Origin of the sequence: Paraglaciecola sp. (assembly GCF_030730205.1) — a bacterium.
Classification (GTDB): domain Bacteria; phylum Pseudomonadota; class Gammaproteobacteria; order Enterobacterales; family Alteromonadaceae; genus Paraglaciecola.
Map to the genome: position 1 here is coordinate 22,459 of NZ_JANQVQ010000169.1, position 22,222 is coordinate 44,680.

Here is a 22,222-nt window from a genome sequence, read left to right on the forward strand (position 1 = left end):
TACACATAGCAAGTAAAGCCCTGGTCATGCCGGGGCTTTTTTTTACGTAAAGAGAAAGTAATGTATTCATTTATTCAAAAGGTTTTATTTACCCAAGACGCAGAATGGAGTCACGATTTCACCATTCAGTGGCTCAAGCGCAGTCAAAATACCGTATTATCAAAAGTCTATAGCCAGCAGATTCAAGATAAACCAGTTGAGCTTTTGGGTTTACATTTTAAGAATCCAGTAGGTCTTGCAGCTGGTTTAGATAAGAATGGTGAATGTATTGACGCCTTTGCCGCTATGGGTTTTGGTTATATAGAAATTGGAACGGTTACACCAAGAGCCCAAGCGGGCAACGAAAAACCTCGTATGTTTCGTTTACCAAAAGGGCAGGCCATCATTAATCGTATGGGCTTTAATAATAAAGGGGTTGATAACCTCGTGGCGAATGTGCAGGCCTCTCGTTACACCGGTGTACTGGGTATCAATATAGGTAAAAATAAAGATACGCCTGAAGAAGATGCATTAAGCGATTATGTGCATTGTTTACAAAAGGTTTATGACATCGCCAGTTATGTCACGATAAATATTTCTTCACCTAACACTCCAGGTCTGCGTAACTTGCAACATGGCAGTGCGCTAAATGATTTATTAAGCGGCTTAAAAACCGAGCAAAATAACTTAAAAGAAAAGCATAATAAGTACACCCCGATTCTGGTTAAGATCGCACCCGATCTCAGTGATGCTGAAATTGAGAATATGGCTAAGGCGCTGATCAGCGCAGGGATCGATGGCGTCATTGCCACCAATACTACTTTAGATAGAGATGAGGTTGCAGGACAAGAGCATGCTGAACAAGCAGGTGGTCTCAGTGGTGCAGTACTATGCAGTAAAAGCCAAGACGTAGCGGCTAAATTAGCCCGCGCATTAGCTGGTGCTATTCCAATGATAGGTGTGGGGGGGATTCATGATGCGAGCTCTGCGCAGGCCAGATTAGCCTGTGGATCGACTTTGATCCAACTTTATTCATCACTGATCTATCAAGGGCCCAAGGTGATCAAAGAGATCGTAGATAGCTTATAATGATCGACAAAAGATCAAATTAAAATAGACGAAATTATTATTAACAGGGATGTTATTTTAAGATGCTAGCTATGATAGCTTGAGCCATTCCTTTTCTTAAACTAAGCGAGCTTATCTCTGATGTTACAGCCCACAACTCGATGGTATTGGTACTGTGACAATCAACACTTGATGCTGTCTTTGCATAAAAACTTGCAATTTAAAACTGCGTTTAACCTGCGCTGTTTGTTGAATACACCCAATTGCAAGCAAGGCTTTAGCTTGATTGATACAGAGCGATATGTATGTCTAGCTGAGCAGTTACAAAGTAGTCATCTTAAAGTCAACGGCGCACAACTTACTCAGATATTAATAAATGCCACTGCTGCCTTGGCGTTTCATAAACCCATTACCTTACGCAGTTGGTATTTTGCACATCAGAATAACGCTGGCTCTATTCGTCAGTTAGCTAGCTTAGAAAATGACGCAGGCAAGGGAACCGTATTAATACTCGAACAAACTCTTGAGGTAGCCACTTGCATGGTGGTATCACCACATTTGATGTTGCATGCAAATAAACAACTTAGGCAATTTGAGTTAATTAAAGTCATGAAAAATAGGTTAATTCCTTATATCGAGCAAACTAAACACTTTTCCCAATCTGCGTAAGCAGTAAACCACTGTGTTTTCAAAAATAAACGATTTTTATCTACTATTAAATATGCGTTAAGCCGTCAATTACCGTATAATCTCGCCCGATTTATTTCTTAGGTAGCATTAATGTTTGAGTTTTTAATAACCGCAGCGAAAGGGCTTGATGAGCTTTTATTGGAAGAGTTGTCAGCGATTTGTCCAGACAGCCAGTTAAAATCTAAGCCAGGGCAGGTGCTTATGTTTGCGGGTATCGAAGACGCTTACAAAGTCTGTTTATGGTCGCGTTTAGCTAATCGTGTATTGCTTAAGTTGAGTGAAGGTGACGTGAAACAAGCGGACGATCTTTACCAGATAGCCGATCAAGTTAACTGGCCAACTCAATTTTCGACTAACAATACCTTTGTGGTTGACTTTAATGGTACCAATCAGCAAATCAATAATACCCAATTTGGTGCTTTAAAAATTAAAGACGCTATCGTTGATCAGTTTGCTACCTTTTTCGATGAACGTCCTTCGGTCAGTAAGATTGCACCTGATATTCGTATCCATGCACGCTTATGGCGAGATAAATTAACCGTTTATTTAGATTTATCAGGTCGCAGTTTGCACCAACGACATTACCGCAGCAAAACAGGCCTTGCCCCTGTGAAAGAGCACATTGCTTGTGCCATGCTTATCCGCAGTGGATGGACTAAAAATCAACAACTTCCGCTGATTGATCCTATGTGCGGTGCAGGCACAATCGTCATTGAAGCAGCACTAATGGCGGCTAACATCGCCCCAGGATTGAAACGAGAAGTGTGGGGTTTCACTCATTGGAAACAACACCAAGCGTCGATTTGGCAAGCATTGTTAATATCTGCAGAGCAAGCGGTAATTGCACCTGCTCATATGATTTATGCAAACGATATAGATATGGGTGTGCTGGCCTTAGCAAAAGAAAATGCTCACAATGCGCAGGTATATGATTTTATTCAATTTAGCCATCAAGACGTGAGACATTTTAAAATAACAGATGCAGCGCCAGGCTATATTGTAAGTAATCCACCTTACGGCGAGCGTTTAGGTGATACGGCACAATTGTTTCCCTTATTTCAGCAGTGGGGCGCATGGTTAAAAGCACATTTCCTGAATTGGCAAATGTCATTGCTCACTTCGAATCGTGATTTATTGCGTCAAATGAAGCTCAACGCTAAAAAAGAATACCAGTTGATGAATGGCAAATTAGAATGCCAATTAGTTAACTATGTATTAGACGAGCAGAATTGCCAAGAGCGCGAAGTTAAGTTGATTCAAAATGATTTTGTTAATCGACTAGGCAAAAACTTAGCACGGTCTAAAAAGTGGCTTAAGTCACAAAATACCAATTGTTATCGTTTATATGATGCCGACTTACCAGAATATAATGTGGCGATTGATTGCTACGCAGATTGGCTTGTGGTGCAAGAGTATGCTGCACCTAAAAATGTACCAGAACATGTGGCTAAACGCCGTTTACATGAGATCGTCGCAGCTCTACCACAGGTTACTCAAATAAAGCCTGACCATATTATGTTGAAGGTAAGAGAACAGCAAAAAGGCAAAAATCAATATCAAAAAGTCGCGCAAACTCGTCAAACCATCGATGTATATGAAAATGGCGCGCAATTTAAGGTCAACTTAAAAGATTACTTAGATACCGGATTGTTTTTAGATCACCGTATTACCCGCCAGTTGGTGCAACAAAAGTCGAAAGGCAAGGATGTACTTAATTTATTTGCTTATACGGGTAGCGTATCTGTACACGCTGCGCTGGGTGGAGCAAAGTCGGTAACTACCGTTGATATGTCTAACACTTACATTGAGTGGGCCAAAGAAAACTTTCAACTAAATAAATTAAAAGGAGCCTACCAATTTGAGCAGGCCGATTGCCTAACATGGTTGAGCCAACATAAACAAAAGTATGACCTTATTTTTATTGACCCACCTTCGTTTTCTAATTCTAAACGCATGGAAAGCACTTGGGATGTGCAACGGGATTACTTGAATTTGATTAAAGATGCGGTGACTTGTTTGAATACAAACGGTAACATTTTCTTTTCGAATAATCTGCGACAATTTAAATTGGACGAAGAGGCTGTTAGTGCGCTGGGCTTAAAAGTGAGTGATATCACTAAGCAAACGATCCCTGAAGATTTTCAACGTAATCCTAAAATCCACCATTGCTGGTTGTTTACCAAGGAAAGTTAAGCAAAGATTTATGGCAAAATTTATATTGTATTCTGGGCAGCAATGTTGCTTGTGTGACGACGCGCAGGCTTTATTAGCTCAAACGAACGTCGAAAGCAGCCAAATTAAGAAAATTGACGTTAAATCAGATCCACACATTTATCATTTGTATGGCGCAAGAATTCCGGTTTTAGTCGATACAACGACACAGCAAGAATTAGCATGGCCTTTTGAATTATCACAATTAACAGAGTTTGTATCTTGAGTTTATTACAGTTAAAAAATGCCAGTATTATTCTTGGCCATCCCCCTTTATTAAATGGTATTGAATTAGTTATTCAACCTGGTGAGCGCTTATGTTTAGTGGGCCGCAACGGCAGCGGTAAATCAACCTTACTAAAAGTCATCGCCGGTGAAGTTACATTGGATGACGGCCAGCGTATGGTTAATTCAGATGTAAAAATCTCTCGTTTGCCACAAGATCCCCCGCAAAGTGTAGAATGCAGTTTGTTTGATTATGTGGCAGAGGGCTTAGCTGAAGCAGGGGAATATTTAAAAGCGTATTTTCATCAAATTGAAGTCGTTACCGACGATCCAAGTGAAGCAAATTTAAACAAGTTAGAGCGTTTGCAACACGAGTTAGATCACCACAATGCCTGGCAACTTGAGCAGCGTATTCAACAAGTGCTAACCAGCCTTAAACTAGACCCTACAATGCAGCTAAGCAGTTTATCGGGTGGTTGGCGACGTAAGGCAGCCCTTGCTAAAGCGATGGCCTGTGATCCAGATATTTTGTTATTAGACGAACCCACTAACCATTTGGATATTACTATGATCCAATGGTTAGAAGAAGCCGTCAAAAGTTATAATGGCGCTGTGGTTTTTGTCAGTCACGATAGGGCATTTATCCGTAAAGTAGCCACTCGTATTATTGATTTAGATCGTGGCAGTTTAGTGAGTTATCCTGGTGATTATGATGCTTATCTGGTGCAAAAAGCCAATGATCTTGAAGTTGAAGAAAGCCAAAATGCGCTGTTTGATAAAAAGCTGAGTATTGAAGAAACCTGGATACGGCAAGGCGTTAAGGCCAGACGTACCCGCAACGAGGGTAGAGTAAGGGCGCTAAAGGCTCTACGTGAAGAACGTTCCCAGCGCGCTAACCGCCAGGGTAAAGCGGTTGTGAGTGTGAGCGAATCAAAAAGCTCTGGCAAAATTGTATTTGAGACTGACGAATTGTTTTATCAAATCGAAGATAAGCTTATTGTTAAGTCATTAACCACCACTGTATTACGCGGTGAAAAGTTAGCGCTTGTTGGCCCTAATGGGTGTGGTAAAAGTACCTTAATTAAGTTACTACTTGGCAGCTTGCACGCCGGTAGTGGCGAGGTGAAACGAGGGGCTAATATTGAGGTTGCTTATTTTGATCAGCACCGTGAGCAACTTGATGGCGAACAGCGTGTTATCGATGCGATTGCTGATGGTAAACGAGAAGTGACTGTAAATGGCCGCACTAAACACGTGATGAGCTATTTACAAGATTATTTATTTATTCCTGAACGGGTTAACTCACCGGTAAAGTCTTTGTCAGGTGGTGAAAAAAACCGCTTGTTATTGGCTAAATTAATGCTCAAACCCAGTAACCTGTTAATACTGGATGAGCCAACCAATGATTTAGATGTTGAGACATTGGAGTTATTGGAAGATACACTATCAAGCTATCCTGGCACGGTTATTTTAGTTAGCCACGATAGGGAATTTGTTGATAATGTTGCAACCAGTAGCCTGTTTTTCGAAGGTAATGGCGAGATAAGAGATTTTGTAGGCGGTTGCACTGACATTTATCAATGGTATGCACAGCAAGCAAGCCAAACCCAAAAGTCAGTAAAAAAAGTGGCGCAAAGTGCAACTAATAACAACAGTGATAGTCCTAAAACGACTAAAGCAAATTCTAACGGCAAAAAGCTGTCGTACAAGTTGCAACTTGAATTAGAATCTTTACCCGCAAAAATTGATTCACTTGAAAAGCAACTTGCGACCTTGCAACTAACGGTCAATGACCCCGAATTTTTTAAACAAGAAGCAGCAAGTTCAGCTCAGACCCTAGCCCAACTGACGCAAGTTGAAGATGACTTGAACCAGTGTTTTGAAAGGTGGGATGAGTTAGAGAGTATGCTCAAATAATAAAACTAGCAGTAAGCAGGATTTTAAATGAAAAAAACTAGACTGGCAGTCTTATTGTCATGCACATTGATGACTCTAGCCGCGCAAAGTGCTCAATATAAAGTGGTTGAGTTACCCACAAGTAGCTTAGGGCAAAGTACATTCCCTACTGATATTAACAACAGTGGTAATGCCACCGTTAACGTACAGAATAACTTCAATCCGGTTATTGATGTTTCTTTGATCAATTTTGAACTGCAGTCTTTGATTGATAATTTAACGGATATTGAAGCGGCAAAAGCCGGACAATTAAATGACGAAGATTATCTGCTGTTATATACCTTTGTTACAGCAAATCGTGAGAATCAAACCTTTCAACAAATAGCGCAACGTAAAAGCTATGTGAGCTCCGATAGCGAAGCAACTTTGCTACCTGCATTTGATTTAAAAACCATTTCAGATGATGAATATGATGGGGCGACAACGACTATTGTGCGTGCCATTAATGACTTTGGTTATACTGTTGGAGCAGGGCAAGGTGGTTTTTATCAATTACCCTTTACCTTTGAAGATGAGAGTGAAAGAACCTACGTACTAAATGACTTTTACAGAAGAGCATTTGCACAAGTTAACGATAATGTCGTGGCGTTGTTACCACCCGATGTCACTGCTGGAGGCTTAAGTGAAGCCTTTGACATTAACAATAACAATCAAGTTGTCGGAACAGGCACTACAGCAATCAGTTCAACAACCTTTCAAACAAGTGTCGATAATTGTTTAGACGATGATGAGCGAGGTGATATACCAGCAGAATCATGTTTGCGTGCCTTGAGTATTTCATTGTCCGCCAATCCTGGCTCTTTTGCTCAGCGTAGAGGTTTAATTTGGCAATTGGATGCACAAGGCAATGTTGTTAGTACTAAAACATTAGGTTTGTTGGATACGCCAGCAGATGATGACGTTCGCACCTTTAGTGGGAGTGCCGTAGCAATCAACGACAATGGTATTGCCGTTGGTGAAGTATCTACCGACACGGTTTTTAAGGGTAGAACCTATTTAAACCCCAAAGCTGCTTTTTATATTGATGATCAGATACTTACAATTAATAGCGACAGTGATAATTATAGTAGTACAGCCACTGGTATTAATAATGACGATATCGCTGTTGGTTTTGTGCAAAAGCAAATTAACGGCGTATTTCGTAGAAAAATGTTTGTACATGATATCAATACTGATGTGACTTCTTATCCTACTGGTTTCTTTTTAGGCTCATCAACTGTCCCTATGAGCATTAATAATAACGGGCTTGTAGTCGGTTATGGTGAGATTGAATCGTCAATTAGTTCTAGACGTAATGAAGCATTTTTATATGACACTAACAACGATACCTTCATGGATATCGGTAGTTTACTCGCCTGTGATTCAGCGTATCTAATTCAGGCTGCTAACGGTATCAACGACGATAATGAGATTGTGGCTACAGCACTTAAAAAAGGCAAGCGCACCAATATTAAAGGTGAAGTTGTGCTTGATAGCGATGGTGCTGAAATAGAAACCGATGTTGTGGTAGCCGTGAAGCTAATCCCCATTGATGGAGGCAGCGTGGAACAATGTGAAGTAGTAGACGATTTTAATAAACCAAGGCAAGGCGCAGGCTCAGCTTGGTTATTGCTATTAGGTATATTCGGTTTTGGTTTGCGTAGATTCAAATTTAAATCGTAGATTACACCACACTAGACCAAGCTTGTGTGATTAACCCTAGGCTCTCAAGACCCTAGGGTTTTTTATTGCAGTTTTATTCCAAAATAGCTCAATTAAGCTATTTTTATAAGAAATTAGTTTATGTAAAAATCCAGACTTTTTTCAAGCAGTTAATATTTGTCAATCGCTTTGAGTCTCTTTGTCCATTGAACCTGACCTCTTCTTACTCTATCAGTATACCGTGGTCTTTTCGATCACACCCTATCTAACATGAAGAGAGGAAACTCAATGAAGAGACAAAAACGCGATAAACTTTCTAGAGCGCACGCCAAAGGGTATCAAGCAGGTATTGCAGGTCGGTCTAAAGAAATATGCCCTTTTCAGGCGTCGGTAGCGCGCTCTGAGTGGTTAGGAGGATGGCGAGAGGCCATTGGTGACCGAAGTTTTGGAATGATTATTCGTTGAGTTAAGCCCCGTAAAGGGGCTTTATTTTGTGCGGTTTTACCTTAAAAATTACTGGTATCTTGGAATAAACCGACTTTTAAGTCTTTAGCTTGATATATTACGCGGCCATCAACCGCAACAGTACCATCTGCCATACCCATAAATAACTTGCGTTTAATAACACGTTTCATGTCTATACGGTACGTTACTTTTTTCGCTGTCGGTAATATTTGGCCTGTGAATTTCACTTCACCCACGCCTAGGGCACGACCTTTACCGGGGCCACCGCACCAACCTAGAAAAAATCCTACCAATTGCCACATGGCATCAAGACCTAAGCATCCAGGCATGACAGGGTCACCAGGAAAATGACAATCAAAAAACCACAAGTCTTCACTGATATCCAGTTCAGCAACGATGTAGCCTTTGTCATGCTCACCACCGGTTTCATATATCTCGGTGATACGATCCATCATTAACATATTGGGGGCGGGGAGTTGACTATTGCCAGGGCCGAATAACTCTCCACGACTACAGCTTAAAAGATCGTCACGAGTAAAACTGTTTTGTTGTATTGTCATTGTATAAACTGCCTTAATAAATTCAGCGCGTAATTTAGCGAACACTTGTAAGCTAAACAACTCTGAACAGTGATATATTTTGGATTTTTACGATAAATTAACAAGATTTTGAAAATTAAGTATTTTTAGGTTAAAAAATGAATAAAAAATTAACTGCCAATGCAGAAAAACAAAAGCGATTTCGTTTAAAACAAAAAGAATTAGGTAAAAAACAAGTACGCGGCTATGTCACCCCTTTAGCCATGGAATGTTATCAAGAAATCAGTGCAAAAACGGGCTGGACCGACAGTGAAGTGCTATCTAATGCGTTACGCATAACTTACGCAGCCTATAAGTGTGGGCAAATCAAACTGCTCAATGAATGGTTAAAAGACAATAGCAAGTAGTATGCAGAAGTTAAGCAACATCCATATTAGTGCCCCATCACAACGCAGTGTTTTTGTTGATGTATTGCGCGGAATAGCCATTATCTTGATGATAATCTTTCACTTTGCGTACGACCTGACAGTATTTGCTTATGCTAACTACAACACTAATACCGATCTCGAATGGCGCATTTTTAGAGCCCTTATTGTCAGTTGTTTTTTGTTAGCTGTGGGGATGAGCAGTTATTTAGCGTACGCAGGTGGGGTCAATGTCCGCAAGCTGTTATTGGGGTTTAGTAAATTATTGATAGTTGCATTGCTTATTTCTTTGAGCAGCTATTTTATGTATCCCAAACATTGGGTGTATTTTGGCATTATTCACTTTATTGCCTTGGCACTACCGTTTTCCATTTTGTTTCTGGGTCGTCCGGTATTGTCTGTGTTTATTGCCGTAATGATGCTAGTTGGCTATTTTTGCGATTGGCTAAGCATGCAAGTTATTTGGCAATGGAGTGTAGTACACCTTGGAATTCCAAAACATACAGTGGATTTAGTCAGTTTTACCCCGTGGTTTGCCCTAGTACTACTAGGAACAGTTGTCATGCACTTCAAGTTAGTCCCTGAGCTTAGCTTGAATGATGTCACCCGAAAAATCGCATTTTTAGGTCGCCATTCCTTGCTTATTTATGTGATTCACCAACCCCTCTTATTCGCTGGGTTTTACTTGGTGGAAATACTCAAATAGTCTCGGGCTTGGGATTACTCATCTTTTGAAGCCTTTATTTCTTGCCGAATTAGGCCGTACATTGTGTTGGCGTTGACTATTAAGAACAATGCTTCGATAACGGTACCGCCTATAGATCCTACTAAATAGTTGTGACTGACCCAACACAGTGTGCCAACAAACATAAGTGCTCTCATGCGCAAACCTTGTTCTTTAAACATCGCCCATGTACCAAGAATGTTGCCTATGATAGGCAGAACCTCTGTCACACTTCTTACAGTAGGAAGGGCAAATATTAATACCATAGCGATAAGACTCCACATCACCGCAGTGTTGCGTGAGCGCATCGATACATAGGTTCTAAACGTCCCAAGCCAAGCGGCTAGGGCACTGGCCCATAAATCCAGCATTACAAATTGAATGCCCATTAATAGGGTATAAATCGTGAGATTGCGTTTTAATAAAAAATCGCTTTTTTGCAAAAAGGCACTCAAACCAACAAACAAGGCCACCAACCCAATGGTTTGTGCCAAAGGATGACTTAAAAATAATAAATAGAGGTTTTCAAAAATAACTGTGGGGCTGTGCAATGTTTTCTCAGTATTTGTTGTACCAATGGTATTTACGTTTAATAGAAATAATCTGATGCTAAATACTACAAAAAAAGTGCCAGACGTTCTGCATCTGGCACTTTTTGTTTAGGTAATATACTAACCTAGTTTTTTACAGGGTGTAACGTGCACCTAAGAAATATTGCGTTCCTGTATGATTGTATTCACGCATTAAGTTTAAAGTACCATCTCCAGTTGTATATAAACGCTCATACTCATCGGTTAAATTAACAACTTCGAAGGTGAACGTTAAGTTGTCATTAAAGTTATAGAACGCTGATAAATCAACATGAGTTGGCCCAGTAGTGCCTTCCTCTGCATTGCCATTTCCGCCACTGTAGCTGGTGATATAGTCATCACGTTTGTTTGCAGAAATCCGTGCGCCATAGTTGTCTTTTTCATAATAAAAGGTCAAGTTGTACGAGTTTTTAGACAAGCCCGTGATTTCACCAGATGACACTCTTGTATAGTTAGCAACGGTACCAAAACCATCAAAGGGTTCAGGTAAGAAACTAAAAGGCTGTTGATATATCAATTCAAATCCGTGAACCGACGTGCCTTCACCATTGATGGGCGTATTGTGGGTATATTCAACCGTGCGAGGATCTAAGGCGATGAGAGGGTCGTATTGTGGATCAGCATCAATAAATGGCAAATAGGCAGTATCAACTAACTTTTCTTCACTGGAGGAAATAATAAAGGTTTCAATATCTTTGTAGAAAACCGTTGCTGCTACTAGAGATTCTTCATTGAAATACCATTCTAAACTGAAGTCAACGTTGTTGGCAGTAAACGGGTCAAGGAAAGGGTTACCGCTACTAACCGTACCATTTATATAAGAGAAGCTTGGATTGCCGGGGTTAAGTGAGCCTAAACTTGGACGAGTCATCGATTTTGTCACACTCAAGCGAGTGGTCAGTTCTCTAGTAACCTCTAATGCTAAATTCATTGCAGGTAAAAAGTTTTTGTATTCATTTTCAATGGTGATAGCGTCATTTTGAATAAAGCCACTGGAGGTGGTTTGCGTCTCTACGTAACGGAAACCAAAGTTCGTGCGCAGCGTCATATCGGCAAGATCATACACTGAGTTTAGCTCTAAGTAGAAAGCATCCGTTTGTTCTTCAACTTCCCAGCTTTGAGCGCCGCGCGGGGTCCATGTTTTATTCAGTAATTGAGCATCGATGGCATCAAAATCTGCAACAATAAAGCTCGAAAGAGGACCGTCAAATCCACTGCCAAAATCGTCAAAAGGCATAGGTTCACTAAAACCTACCGCAGAGCTTTGATCAGGGAAGCCATTTATTTGTTCTTCACTGTATGTCACGGTCCGATCGTTATAGGCATAACCGGTTTTTAAGGTGACTTCGTCACCCTCGTAAATAACATCGATTTTAGCGGTGTCATTTTGTCTTAGCACGTCTGTTGCTCTGAGTCGGCCATCGCTTAAATCGTAGAAACTAGCATCATTTACGTCGTAGCCATAATTGACTACCGGAGCATTTTCATTCTCTGTAAAATCGAAACTAAAAGTATGTGCGGTAGAATTCGTCATGTTATAACGATATTGTTCAGACCGCGCATCTGACTCAGCAGTACCCAGCATTGCGTTGATAGTTAAACTATCATTTAATTGATATTCACCGGTCAATACATATTGGCTAAAGTCAGTTTCGGATGCTTGCAAACGACTCTCTATACGTGATTTTACGCCACTGTATGCGCCTGCTAATACCTGTTGGCCATTGGGGTGAACGGTTATCGCTGTAGGCGTAATTTCATCAAATGTACTTCTAAACATCTCGAAGAAGTTGTACATCGTGCGTGTGTTTTCAAGAGTTGAATGCAGAGTATCAAACGATATTAAAAGATCATCATTTGGCGCGTATTGAAATGAACCTGTGAAACCAAGACGTTCTTGTTTGTTACCAAAAAAATCCGGACGGGGCAGGCGAGGTGTCCACAAACAATTGACGGGATCGACTGATTCTCCACCAGACTGACAATCACCCACATCAGGTGTGCCGGTAACCACAGTATTAGATGTATCTGCGAATATGCCACCACCATCAAGTGCTGGCGTTGTCCAACGCACGGTACCAAAACCTTCTTGACGGACCGTTCTATCGGAACGTGCTACTGAAAATAATACACCCACTGTATCGTCGGCAAATGTATTGCTTACCATAAAAGCTAAACGAGGGTCGGTTTTAGTGGTGACATCATTGTAACCACCTTGTGCGGTAGCAGTTAAATGTAGTCCAGGGCTATCGAATGGTCTTGCGGTATATAAGTCAACCGTACCAGCGATTCCGCCTTCTTCCATTGACGCTGTTGGGTTTTTTTGAATATCAACTCTATTAAACAATTCTGAAGCAAATACGTTAAAGTCAAAAGCACGGCTTCCGTTTACCCCGCCACCGGAATCGGTGCCGTCAGTACTTGATGGGACTTCCATGCCATTTAATGTTGTACGTGTAAAAGACGGGCCCAGTCCTCGTAACGTAATTTGGCGACCTTCACCACCTTCTCTCGAAATAGCAACACCAGGTACACGTTGAATAGATTCTGCAATATTGAGATCTGGAAATTTGCCAATATCCTCAGCAGCAATTGATTCAACACTATTAACAGCTGCTCTTTTTGTTAACAGTGATTTGTTTAATGAACCTCTGAAGCCCTTAACTTCAATGACTTCTGTTTCATCAATTGGCGCTGGTGTTTCTTGAGCGTGTAAACTTAAGGTTGTTAGCCCCATTAATAGACTGCTCATGGCGATAGCGAGGGGCCTTTTAGCAAAATATTTGTTCGTGGTCATATTCGTGTCCTGTTGTGTGTAGTCAATGTGTCTTCATCTGAATCTGAGATCCATTATTCACTGCAAATATATGCTTGCCCTACCTGCAAAGGTATCAAGTCGGTAAACCAACATGAGAAATAAAAAATTAGTCTATTTTCTTGGTTTGTTGGCAACTTGTTAACAAAGCACACATATTGCGTTAATGATGCTACTACCACCTGCTACCGGTGGCAATTATTTTTTAAATTCACGATATACATCGCTTTCTCAAAGTAACTAAGTGATATAAAACAGCAGGTTATAGCAGGTTTTTCGATGATTTAAGGATGGTAATTGTTCCAGTATGAAGATCTTAAGATTTATATTTGCTGATTTTTATTAACAAAATGTTCATATTTGAATCGCTGTGACAAGTAAACTCAGTGTTTGACTTAGTGGAAAACTCAATTTAGGGAAAATGGTCCGCTATATTCGTGAAAGTTACCACCGTGACAAGCTTGCTAATTCTTATGTTAATAAATTTAACAAAAAAACGAGTATTGATTGACAGTGGAAATAGCACAGTGATAATTTCATGTGCTACCGGTGGCAGGCACATTTTATACACAAGAAAGAGTAGTCTTCCGAAAATGTGTCTTGGCGGTGTAAAAAATTAACGTTAATACCTATGGTATTCAAATTGAGTTACCCCTTAGGAGACACATTTGTGATGAGTCAAAGGCAAATAAAATTGTCAGCTGTAACCTTAGCATGTCTTGCGCTGACGGCATGCGGCAAACACACTACTCAGGGTCAATCTACCCAAACTGAGGCGAATGATAAGGCGGTTGTGGTCGCCAAGATTGAACTACAGAATCCCTCGGAATTTAACCGTGCACAACACGCCAATTATGTGAGTTATTACGATCTTGGGCTTAGCGATAAGCAAGCTGAAACGGGCTTATTTGTTAGTGACGCTGGCAAAGCTGTGAGCACTCAGCAAGTGGATTGGGATTTAGATGGTACGACAGATGGCATATTGTTTTTGACAGATTTAGAAGCAACAGCCGTTAAAAGCTATGACGTATCTTCGGGTAGCCCAAGCATGTCTGTTGGCCAAACCAAATTAACGCAAGCCGAAATATCGATTAAAACAGGCGGGGAATGGGTTGCTCACTCAAAACAACCTGATAGCGACTTTCAGGAATATGTTGGCGGGACGTTTCAAAATGTTCAGTCGGTGACCCCACCATCTCAATACACGGACCATTCAAATTGGATCCGTTATGAGGGGCCTGGGATTGAGTCAAATAAAGTGGGTTATCGCATTTATTTAGATTGGCGCAATGGCTTTGATATATTCGGCAAGTTGGTACCTGAGCCGGTATTGCAACAAGTTGGAACCGAAGACTATGAGGCTTATCATCACAAGCAAAGCTGGGGAATGGATATCCTGAAGGTTGGGAACTCGCTTGGTGCAGGTGGATTTGGACTATGGCACAACGAGCAGATTTCATTGATTCAAAAAACGGATAGCTTAAGCGCTGAAATTCTTGAAAATGGTGACTTGCGCTCCGCCTTTAAAATTCATTATAAAGGTTGGCAAAGCGATATCGGTAAACAAGACTTTAACGCTGCTTTTTCAATGGTTGCTGGCAGCCGGTTGGCCGATGTTCAGCTGGATTTTACCAAACCGGTTAAAACCTTTGCTGTAGGCCTTGTAAAGCATCCCAATACCACTTTGATTACAGGAGATATGGATATAACCGGTAAGGCTTATACCTATATTGCAAGCTGGGGAAAACAAAGCCTTGATGATTCGAATCTCGGTATGGCGGTATTTTTCAGAAAAGAAGATTTAGACAAGACGACCGAAGATGATAAAAACTACATTGCGGTGTTACATCCAAAAGGCAAGCCCGTCGCAGCAAACAACCAAGCACATGAGTTAAATTATTATTTTGCTGCAGTATGGGCACCAGAAAGTGGAATCGATGATATTCAAAGTTTTGAACAATATCTAATCCAGGAGGCAGAAAAGCTTACCTTACCTCAACGGCAGCGCCTAAAGACTGAGTTGAGCGCTGTGGAACAAAAAGTAGAATTGACCGCGCAGCAAGCATTAGTGTGGAGTCAGCGTTTAGCTGATTCAGAATTAGAGCGTAAAACCTTGAGTTACCATTACGATGGCTGGGATGTTAATCGCCAGCGAAAGCCTAAATTTGAATATGATATTGTTGGCCTAACCCCCCTTGCTTACGACGAATTGTCGCTTGCATTAAACGCGCCTCGTTATGGTGATGTTCTGCACCAGGTTACCGCTTCTTATATTCAAGAAGATGGAAACATTCATCAATACAAATTAGACAATTTTAATATTGATTCTGTTGCACCAGGCAGAGCCGTTTTGCGCCTTTATAAAACAACGGGTGAAGAAAAATACAAAAAAGCGGCTGACATATTGCGCCATCAACTCGAACTACAGCCCAAAACATCTGAGGGCGCGTTTTGGCATAAAAAAATCTATGAGAATCAGCTATGGCTTGATGGCGTTTATATGGGTATGCCTTTTTTAGCAGAATATTCTGCCTTATTTGAAAACGGTAGCAGCTTTGATGAAGTAGTGAATGAATTCAAACTTACTCGTAAATATTTGCGTGATCCTAATACTGGCCTGTATTACCACGGTTGGGATGAATCAAAACAACAGTCGTGGGCGAATCCTGAAAATGGCTTGTCCCCCAATTTTTGGGGGAGAGGGGTAGGTTGGTTAGCTCTGGCTCTTGTCGACGTATTGGACTATATCCCCGCAGAAAATCTCGAACAAAGACAAGTACTATTGGATATGATCAGCGAATTGGCCGAGACACTGCTTGAATACCAAGATAAGGAAACGTATACCTGGTGGCAGGTTATGGATAAGCCCCATGCACCAGGCAATTACCGAGAATCGTCGGCTTCAGCGATGTTTACCTATTTTTTTGCAAAAGCTACCTCAAACGGATATTTACCCAAACGCTACAAAGACGTTGCCAAACACGCCTATCAAGGCCTACTCAATGAATTTATACTGGTACATGCTGACGGCAGCGTGAGTATGACTAACCAATGTTATGTTGCAGGCCTGGGTTTTGGTCGAGACGGTAGCTATGACTATTACATGAGTGAGCCAATGGTCAATAATGACTTAAAAGGTAATTTTGTGTTTATTTTAACAGGCATTGAGATAGCAAAAATGCTTAATCAATAAGTGGTGTACGGCGGATAAATAACCCCCATATTGAATGGTTATTTGCTGTTATTTTAGTATTGGTTTGCTGAGGTTTTCCGAAGCCTCAGCAGGCAAGCCCCACTTATCTGATATATCTGTTTTCGTAATCTAGTCAGATATGACCTCATCAGCAACACCCAAATCAGCAATTTATTCGTCACGTTTCATACACAAAATTTGTTAATGATGTGTATGAAACTTTTTCACTCTTGCGTTTATCCGCCTAAATTCTAACGGAGCTTTTTACCTGACGTTTTTATTGTCTGCGTCACTATTGGGCAGACAGACTTTCTAAACAAAAATAAAAAAGTGGTTGACAAATTGCCACCGGTGGCAAAAAATAGCGCTCATTGTAATTGAGTTGTTAAATTAATGTGGTGCAATCGATAGCTTAGCGGTTTGTGGTCAATTAGAGAATTAATGTTCACATTTGAACATTAATATTTGTATATGAACTAAATTGTCGCCAAAGGAATTGAGTTGAGGACATACTATGGGCTCAATTTTAGTTACAGGAATCTATAAATGAATTTGTCAGCTTTTTCTTTAGAACATAAATGGGCTTTAGTCACCGGTGCTAGTCGAGGTTTAGGCCAAGCCATAGCAGTCGGACTTGCAGAAGCAGGGGCCAAAGTGATCTGTGCCAGCTCGCAGGCGAATGGCTGTGATGAAACGATTTCGATGATAAAAAGCGCAGGCGGCACCGCGATGGGACTTGCGGCAGATTTAAGTAATGAAACCGCGGTGCGTCAATTAGCCGATGATGCAAAAGCCTTGTCCGGCGGTATTGATATCTTAATTAATAACGGCGGTACGATATTTCGCCAAGCCGCTGTTGATTATCCCATGGCAGAATGGCGCCGTGTGATGCAAGTAAACCTTGATTCTGCCTTTATTTTAAGCCAGTTAGTCGGCAAAGATATGATTGAGAAAAAGCACGGCAAAATCATTAATATCGCCTCAATGTTGTCTTACAGCGGAGGCATGACAGTACCTGCTTACACGGCAAGTAAACACGCTATTGCTGGTTTAACAAAAGCCTTAGCCAACGAATGGGGGCAGTTCAATATTCAGGTTAATGCTATTGCGCCTGGATACTTTAAAACTGACAACACCACGGCCTTACAAAATAATGAAGTGCGTAATAAAGAAATTACACAGCGAATTCCTGCTGGTCGTTGGGGTGAGCCAACAGATTTGAATGGCGCAGCCGTATTTTTAGCCAGTCGCGCAAGTGATTACCTCAATGGCCATATTATGGCGGTTGATGGTGGTTGGTTGGCCAGATAAGGAGATAGTGAAAATGACAACACAATATCAAGTGCGTTATGCAGTGGGTCAAAGAGAAGTTAAAGCGTATGACACCGAACAGCTAAGACAAGAGTTCTTAGTCGATAACTGTATGCAGTCAGATCATATTAATTGGGTATACAGTCATTATGAGCGCTTTATGGTGGGCGGCGCCGTTCCTGTTACGCAAGTGCTAGTATTAGAAACAATCGACCCACTTAAATCCGCTCACTTTCTTGCCCGGCGCGAGTTGGGCATTATCAATATCGGCGGTGCCGGTGTGATTAAAGTGGGCGATGAATCGTTTGAGTTGGCCAAAGAAGAAGCCTTGTACGTTGGGCAAACCACAGAGTCAGTCAGTTTTAGCTCGGTCGATGCAAAAAATCCAGCCCGTTTTTACCTTAATTCAACCCCGGCTCATCACGCCTTTCCTCATAAAAAAGTGGGTAAATCGGATGCCAATGTGTTGCATCTGGGTAGCCAAGCAACCTGTAACGAAAGAGATATCAATCAGCTTCTGATTAATACCGTAGTTGAAACCTGTCAATTGCAAATGGGCTTAACCCGACTGGCACAGGGCAGTGTGTGGAATACCATGCCAGCTCATCAACATGATAGACGCAACGAAGTGTATTTTTATTTTGATTTAGCCGAGCACCAAGCGGTGTGCCATTTTATGGGGGAGCCCAAAGAAACTCGTCATATTTGGGTGGCCAATGAAAACGCGGTGATATCACCTCCATGGTCAATTCATTGCGGGGTAGGAACAGGAAACTATGCCTTTATTTGGGGGATGGCGGGTGAAAACCTCGATTACGATGACATGGATAAATACCAAGCCGATCAATTACGTTAATATTTACTGGAGAGAATAAAATGAGGTACTTCAGGCTGGGTGCATGTACTGCGCTAGTGGTCTTAATTTCTATGTTAAGTGCATGCAGTAAAACCGACGATACCGTCATTTTACGTCTAGGGCACTCGCTAGATACGCAGCACACAGTGCACAAAGCCATGGTGTATTTAGGTCAAAGACTGGATTTTTACTCAGAAGGTAAAATGAAAGTGATTATCTATCCCAGCAGTCAACTGGGCTCAGAGCGAGAAATGGTTGAACTACTGCAAATCGGTAGTTTAGCCATGACCAAAGTGTCAGCTAGCCCGCTAGAAGGTTTTGTGCCCGAAATGCAGTTGTTTAGCATTCCTTATGTTTTTCGGGATCGGGAACATTTTTGGACGGTCTTAAACAGTGAGTTAGGTAAGTCTCTGTTAAAAGGCACCGAGAAAGTTAGATTAAAAGGTTTAGGGTATTACGATGCTGGCAGTCGAAGCTTTTATACCACCGACACACCAGTGCATACCCCAGCTGATTTAAAAGGTAAAAAAATTCGGGTGCTAAATAGCCCCACCGCGGTAAAAACGGTGCAAGCCTTAGGTGGGGCCGCGACGCCGGTATCATGGGGTGAGCTTTATACCGCACTGCAACAAGGTGTGGTAGATGGCGCTGAGAACAATCCTCCCAGTTACTTTTTATCCCGTCATTATGAAATTTCGCGTTACTACACCTTAGACGAACACACCTCGGTGCCGGATGTCATGCTGGCCAGTTTAGCCGTATGGAATAGCTTAACGCCTGAGCAACAACAATGGTTAACCCTAGCGATGGCCGACTCAGTCGAGTATCAAAAACAGTTGTGGCAAGAGGCGTCTGATGAAGCACTGGCGGCAGTAAAAGCGGCAGGGGTTGAAGTCATCTACCCAAACAAACAGCTGTTTAGAGATGCGGTGGTTGATTTTCATCAATCATTTGCTGGCACCTCTGTGGGCGACATTATGCAACAAATTGAAAAAATGTAGGCTAAGTGATGAATTCCATACTCAAATATTTAGATAAAACACTCGCAGGGGCACTGATTGTGGTCATGCTGTGTATTTTGTTGGCAGTAAGTTGGCAAGTTGTGTCCCGTTACCTGCTAAAAGATCCCAGTTCAGTGACCGAAGAATTGGCGCGCTTTTTATTGATATGGGTGGGTCTATTAGGCGCGGTCTACGCTTATCGCACCAACAGCCACCTTGGCCTTAACATTGTATTAGACAAAATGGCTGACAAGCCCAAAAAACTCACTCTTATTCTCATACAACTTTTGGTCATTGTATTTTCGGCCTTAGTATTGGTATTTGGTGGTAGCGAGCTGGTTGAACTGACAATGGAGCTTAACCAAATTTCCGCAGCATTAAGCGTCAATATGGGGGTGGTGTACGCTATTGTCCCTATCTCAGGCTGTCTGTTAATTATCTATTCACTGGCTAATTTAGTGGATTTGTACAAGGGTAAAATTATCGAAATTAATACTAAGGATACTGTGTAATGGGCATGACAGCGTTTGTTCTACTTTTGGTGTTTTTTGTATTATTGATTTTATCGGTGCCGATTTCTTTCAGTATTGGGATTGCTACATTGGTGACCATGCTAATGAGCATGGACCTTACGCCTGCGGTCACAACAATGGCCCAGAGGATGGCAGGGGGCTTGAACAGTTTTGCCTTACTTGCCATTCCCTTTTTTGTGCTCTCGGGCATGATAATGGGCCGCGGCGGTATTGCTAAAAGACTCATCGAATGCGCGATGGCCCTCATCGGCGCTCTACCTGGCGGCTTAGCCCTAGTGAATGTGGTGTCGTGTATGTTATTTGGCGCCATTTCTGGCTCTGCGGTTGCTGCAACATCCGCCATTGGCAGTTTTATGTTGCCTGAAATGAAGAAAAAAGGCTACGACCCCAATTTCAGTGCAGCTGTCACTGCTGCCGCTGCAACCACTGGTATGCTAATTCCACCCAGCAATATCCTTATTATTTACGCCATTGCCAGTGGAGGTGTTTCCATTGCGGCTCTATTTATGGCGGGGTATTTACCCGGCATATTAGTGGGCTTAGCGCTGATGATAGTGTGCGTAATATATGCAAAACGTAAAGGTTACCCCACGGGCGATCGTCTACCAATGGCAATCGTGGTAAAGAAAACCTTAGCCGCAGTACCCAGTTTATTTTTAATCTTTATCGTTATTGGTGGCATTATCGGTGGAGTGTTTACGGCTACTGAGGCAGGTGCCATTGCGGTGTTGTATTCAATGTTGCTATCAATGGGCGTTTACCGTGAAGTAAAAATGAGTGAGTTTCCGGCCTTGTTATTAAAGTCAGCGGAAACCACTGCCATTGTATTATTGCTCATCGGTGCTTCGACAGCGATGTCGTGGTTATTGTCTTTTGAAAATATTCCGCAAACCTTTAGCCAGTTTTTACTCGAACTTAGCGACAACCCCATCATCATTTTACTCATTATTAATTTAGTGTTGATTGTGGTGGGTGCGTTTTTGGATATGACGCCGGCCGTGCTTATTTTTACCCCCATCTTTTTACCGGTGGCAATGGAATTAGGCATGTCACCTCTGCAGTTTGGTATCATGATGGTCCTCAATTTATCGATTGGGCTTTGCTCGCCGCCAGTAGGTGCGGTGCTATTTGTTACCTGTGCTATCGCTAAAACTAAATTAGAAAATATTATAAAACCGCTTATTCCCCTGTACTTTGCCATGTTTGTTGTTTTGATGTTGGTAACTTATGTACCATGGGTAAGTGAAGCTTTTCCTCGTTGGTTAGGATTGTAATTTATGGAACGTTATTTAATACCTGGTGTTGTACATGCGTGTGAAGTTATGCGGTTATTAGCAAAACACGACAAAGGCATGACATCACAACAAATTGAAACGGCTTTAGGCTTGCCTCGTACCACGGTGTTTCGTTTGTTACGTACATTGTGTGCCCAACAAATGCTAGAGAAAAAAGAAAAGAAATATTTCTGTGGTGCTGATTTGATGAACATTGGTTTGCAGGTAATAAGTGCCGATCGTTTACATCAAATAGCGATCCCTCATGTACAGCGGCTCGCGTTAAAAACGGGCCATACTGCTCACTTAGCCGTTCCTCATCATGGTAGTGCTTTGATCGTTGAAGTATTTGACAGCCCACATCCTTTAAAAGTGGCGAGTCGACCCGGTATGCGCGCACTCATGCATTGCTCTTCAACCGGTAAAATATTTTTAGCCTTTTTGTATTATGACAATCTGGACTTAATATTTGCCGACAAGCCCATGGAGAAATGTACTGCGAATACCATTACAGAAGTAGAAGGATTACGCAAAGAGTTGCAGAAAGTCATGGCTCTGGGCTACGCAGTAGATGATCAAGAGTACCACCCCGACGTGCGATGTGTTGCTGCTCCTGTGCGCGACAACCGTGGAGTAGTTGTCGCCGCAATCGGTATTACTGCACCCGCTAGCTCGTTTACCAAAGCGCAGATCCCCCATTTTGCTGCGCAGGTTAAGGAAGCTGCC

General features: G+C 41.8%; 19 protein-coding genes. 16 read left to right on the forward strand and 3 right to left on the reverse strand.

Translation table 11 applies throughout. The features are described from left to right. Positions 1–60 precede the first annotated feature (60 nt). From pyrD to rmf, 7 genes are all read left to right on the forward strand, one after another. Complete coding sequence (gene pyrD, locus NWQ57_RS11465; protein WP_306022284.1) at positions 61–1,068, forward strand: quinone-dependent dihydroorotate dehydrogenase; 1,008 nt, start codon at positions 61–63, stop codon at positions 1,066–1,068. Positions 1,069–1,188: 120 nt separating this feature from the next. Then, complete coding sequence (locus NWQ57_RS11470) at positions 1,189–1,716, forward strand: cell division protein ZapC domain-containing protein (protein WP_306022285.1); 528 nt, start codon at positions 1,189–1,191, stop codon at positions 1,714–1,716. A gap of 111 nt (positions 1,717–1,827) precedes the next feature. Further along, complete coding sequence (rlmKL, locus tag NWQ57_RS11475) at positions 1,828–3,930, forward strand: bifunctional 23S rRNA (guanine(2069)-N(7))-methyltransferase RlmK/23S rRNA (guanine(2445)-N(2))-methyltransferase RlmL (protein ID WP_306022286.1); 2,103 nt, start codon at positions 1,828–1,830, stop codon at positions 3,928–3,930. 10 nt (positions 3,931–3,940) lie between these two features. Continuing rightward, on the forward strand, positions 3,941–4,174 hold the full coding sequence (locus NWQ57_RS11480; RefSeq protein WP_306022287.1) for a glutaredoxin family protein: 234 nt from the start codon (positions 3,941–3,943) through the stop codon (positions 4,172–4,174). Further along, a complete protein-coding gene (locus NWQ57_RS11485; RefSeq protein ID WP_306022288.1) occupies positions 4,171–6,090 on the forward strand; it encodes an ABC transporter ATP-binding protein in 1,920 nt (639 codons plus the stop codon). Before NWQ57_RS11480 ends, NWQ57_RS11485 begins: the two co-directional genes overlap by 4 nt. Before the next feature lie 27 nt (positions 6,091–6,117). Next, positions 6,118–7,791 carry a DUF3466 family protein gene (locus NWQ57_RS11490; protein ID WP_306022289.1) on the forward strand — a complete coding sequence of 558 codons (1,674 nt, stop codon included), beginning with the start codon at positions 6,118–6,120 and terminating at the stop codon, positions 7,789–7,791. A gap of 267 nt (positions 7,792–8,058) precedes the next feature. Beyond that, positions 8,059–8,235, forward strand: a complete 177-nt coding sequence (gene rmf / locus NWQ57_RS11495) for a ribosome modulation factor (protein WP_306022290.1) — start codon at positions 8,059–8,061, stop codon at positions 8,233–8,235. Positions 8,236–8,276: 41 nt separating this feature from the next. Here rmf and fabA read toward each other — a convergent pair whose 3' ends face one another. Then, positions 8,277–8,795, reverse strand: a complete 519-nt coding sequence (fabA, locus tag NWQ57_RS11500; RefSeq protein ID WP_306022291.1) for a 3-hydroxyacyl-[acyl-carrier-protein] dehydratase FabA — start codon at positions 8,793–8,795, stop codon at positions 8,277–8,279. 137 nt (positions 8,796–8,932) lie between these two features. Here fabA and NWQ57_RS11505 point away from each other — a divergent pair, with 137 nt between their 5' ends. Both NWQ57_RS11505 and NWQ57_RS11510 read left to right on the forward strand, forming a co-directional pair. After that, positions 8,933–9,181 (forward strand): hypothetical protein, encoded by a 249-nt coding sequence (locus tag NWQ57_RS11505; RefSeq protein ID WP_306022292.1) that lies wholly within the window; start codon positions 8,933–8,935, stop codon positions 9,179–9,181. A 1-nt stretch (position 9,182) separates the two neighbouring features. Continuing rightward, positions 9,183–9,905, forward strand: coding sequence for a DUF1624 domain-containing protein (locus NWQ57_RS11510; protein ID WP_306022293.1), 723 nt, complete (start codon positions 9,183–9,185; stop codon positions 9,903–9,905). Between the two features lie 14 nt (positions 9,906–9,919). Here the strand turns inward: NWQ57_RS11510 and NWQ57_RS11515 are convergent, their stop codons facing one another. Continuing rightward, on the reverse strand, positions 9,920–10,474 hold the full coding sequence (locus NWQ57_RS11515) for a YgjV family protein (RefSeq protein ID WP_306022294.1): 555 nt from the start codon (positions 10,472–10,474) through the stop codon (positions 9,920–9,922). 133 nt (positions 10,475–10,607) lie between these two features. Further along, on the reverse strand, positions 10,608–13,310 hold the full coding sequence (locus NWQ57_RS11520) for a TonB-dependent receptor (RefSeq protein WP_306022295.1): 2,703 nt from the start codon (positions 13,308–13,310) through the stop codon (positions 10,608–10,610). A gap of 691 nt (positions 13,311–14,001) precedes the next feature. Here NWQ57_RS11520 and NWQ57_RS11525 point away from each other — a divergent pair. The 7 genes from NWQ57_RS11525 to NWQ57_RS11555 form a co-directional block, all read left to right on the forward strand. Further along, on the forward strand, positions 14,002–16,521 hold the full coding sequence (locus NWQ57_RS11525; protein WP_306022296.1) for a glycoside hydrolase family 88 protein: 2,520 nt from the start codon (positions 14,002–14,004) through the stop codon (positions 16,519–16,521). Positions 16,522–17,067: 546 nt separating this feature from the next. Next, on the forward strand, positions 17,068–17,832 hold the full coding sequence (gene kduD / locus NWQ57_RS11530) for a 2-dehydro-3-deoxy-D-gluconate 5-dehydrogenase KduD (protein WP_306022297.1): 765 nt from the start codon (positions 17,068–17,070) through the stop codon (positions 17,830–17,832). Between the two features lie 13 nt (positions 17,833–17,845). Continuing rightward, the gene (kduI, locus tag NWQ57_RS11535) at positions 17,846–18,688 is read left to right on the forward strand and encodes a 5-dehydro-4-deoxy-D-glucuronate isomerase (protein ID WP_306022298.1); all 843 of its coding nucleotides are present in this window, start codon (positions 17,846–17,848) and stop codon (positions 18,686–18,688) included. Between the two features lie 20 nt (positions 18,689–18,708). Next, positions 18,709–19,689, forward strand: coding sequence for a TRAP transporter substrate-binding protein (locus NWQ57_RS11540; protein WP_306022299.1), 981 nt, complete (start codon positions 18,709–18,711; stop codon positions 19,687–19,689). An 8-nt stretch (positions 19,690–19,697) separates the two neighbouring features. Then, on the forward strand, positions 19,698–20,201 hold the full coding sequence (locus tag NWQ57_RS11545; protein ID WP_306022300.1) for a TRAP transporter small permease: 504 nt from the start codon (positions 19,698–19,700) through the stop codon (positions 20,199–20,201). Further along, entirely contained in the window at positions 20,201–21,496 is a 1,296-nt protein-coding gene (locus NWQ57_RS11550; RefSeq protein ID WP_306022301.1) for a TRAP transporter large permease, read from the forward strand. The genes NWQ57_RS11545 and NWQ57_RS11550 overlap by 1 nt, the downstream gene beginning before the upstream one ends. Before the next feature lie 3 nt (positions 21,497–21,499). Further along, positions 21,500–22,222 (forward strand): IclR family transcriptional regulator (locus tag NWQ57_RS11555; protein WP_306022302.1); only part of this gene is annotated, 723 nt, incomplete at its 3' end.

Excerpts from the sequence above, each read along its gene's own strand:
- pyrD (WP_306022284.1), top strand. The coding sequence starts at position 61 with ATGTATTCATTTATTCAAAAGGTTTTATTTACCCAAGACGCAGAATGG.
- NWQ57_RS11470 (WP_306022285.1), top strand. The coding sequence starts at position 1,189 with ATGTTACAGCCCACAACTCGATGGTATTGGTACTGTGACAATCAACAC.
- rlmKL (WP_306022286.1), top strand. The coding sequence starts at position 1,828 with ATGTTTGAGTTTTTAATAACCGCAGCGAAAGGGCTTGATGAGCTTTTA.
- NWQ57_RS11480 (WP_306022287.1), top strand. The coding sequence starts at position 3,941 with ATGGCAAAATTTATATTGTATTCTGGGCAGCAATGTTGCTTGTGTGAC.
- NWQ57_RS11490 (WP_306022289.1), top strand. The coding sequence starts at position 6,118 with ATGAAAAAAACTAGACTGGCAGTCTTATTGTCATGCACATTGATGACT.
- rmf (WP_306022290.1), top strand. The coding sequence starts at position 8,059 with ATGAAGAGACAAAAACGCGATAAACTTTCTAGAGCGCACGCCAAAGGG.
- fabA (WP_306022291.1), bottom strand. The coding sequence starts at position 8,795 with ATGACAATACAACAAAACAGTTTTACTCGTGACGATCTTTTAAGCTGT.
- NWQ57_RS11505 (WP_306022292.1), top strand. The coding sequence starts at position 8,933 with ATGAATAAAAAATTAACTGCCAATGCAGAAAAACAAAAGCGATTTCGT.
- NWQ57_RS11510 (WP_306022293.1), top strand. The coding sequence starts at position 9,183 with ATGCAGAAGTTAAGCAACATCCATATTAGTGCCCCATCACAACGCAGT.
- NWQ57_RS11520 (WP_306022295.1), bottom strand. The coding sequence starts at position 13,310 with ATGACCACGAACAAATATTTTGCTAAAAGGCCCCTCGCTATCGCCATG.
- NWQ57_RS11525 (WP_306022296.1), top strand. The coding sequence starts at position 14,002 with ATGAGTCAAAGGCAAATAAAATTGTCAGCTGTAACCTTAGCATGTCTT.
- kduD (WP_306022297.1), top strand. The coding sequence starts at position 17,068 with ATGAATTTGTCAGCTTTTTCTTTAGAACATAAATGGGCTTTAGTCACC.
- kduI (WP_306022298.1), top strand. The coding sequence starts at position 17,846 with ATGACAACACAATATCAAGTGCGTTATGCAGTGGGTCAAAGAGAAGTT.
- NWQ57_RS11540 (WP_306022299.1), top strand. The coding sequence starts at position 18,709 with ATGAGGTACTTCAGGCTGGGTGCATGTACTGCGCTAGTGGTCTTAATT.
- NWQ57_RS11545 (WP_306022300.1), top strand. The coding sequence starts at position 19,698 with ATGAATTCCATACTCAAATATTTAGATAAAACACTCGCAGGGGCACTG.
- NWQ57_RS11550 (WP_306022301.1), top strand. The coding sequence starts at position 20,201 with ATGGGCATGACAGCGTTTGTTCTACTTTTGGTGTTTTTTGTATTATTG.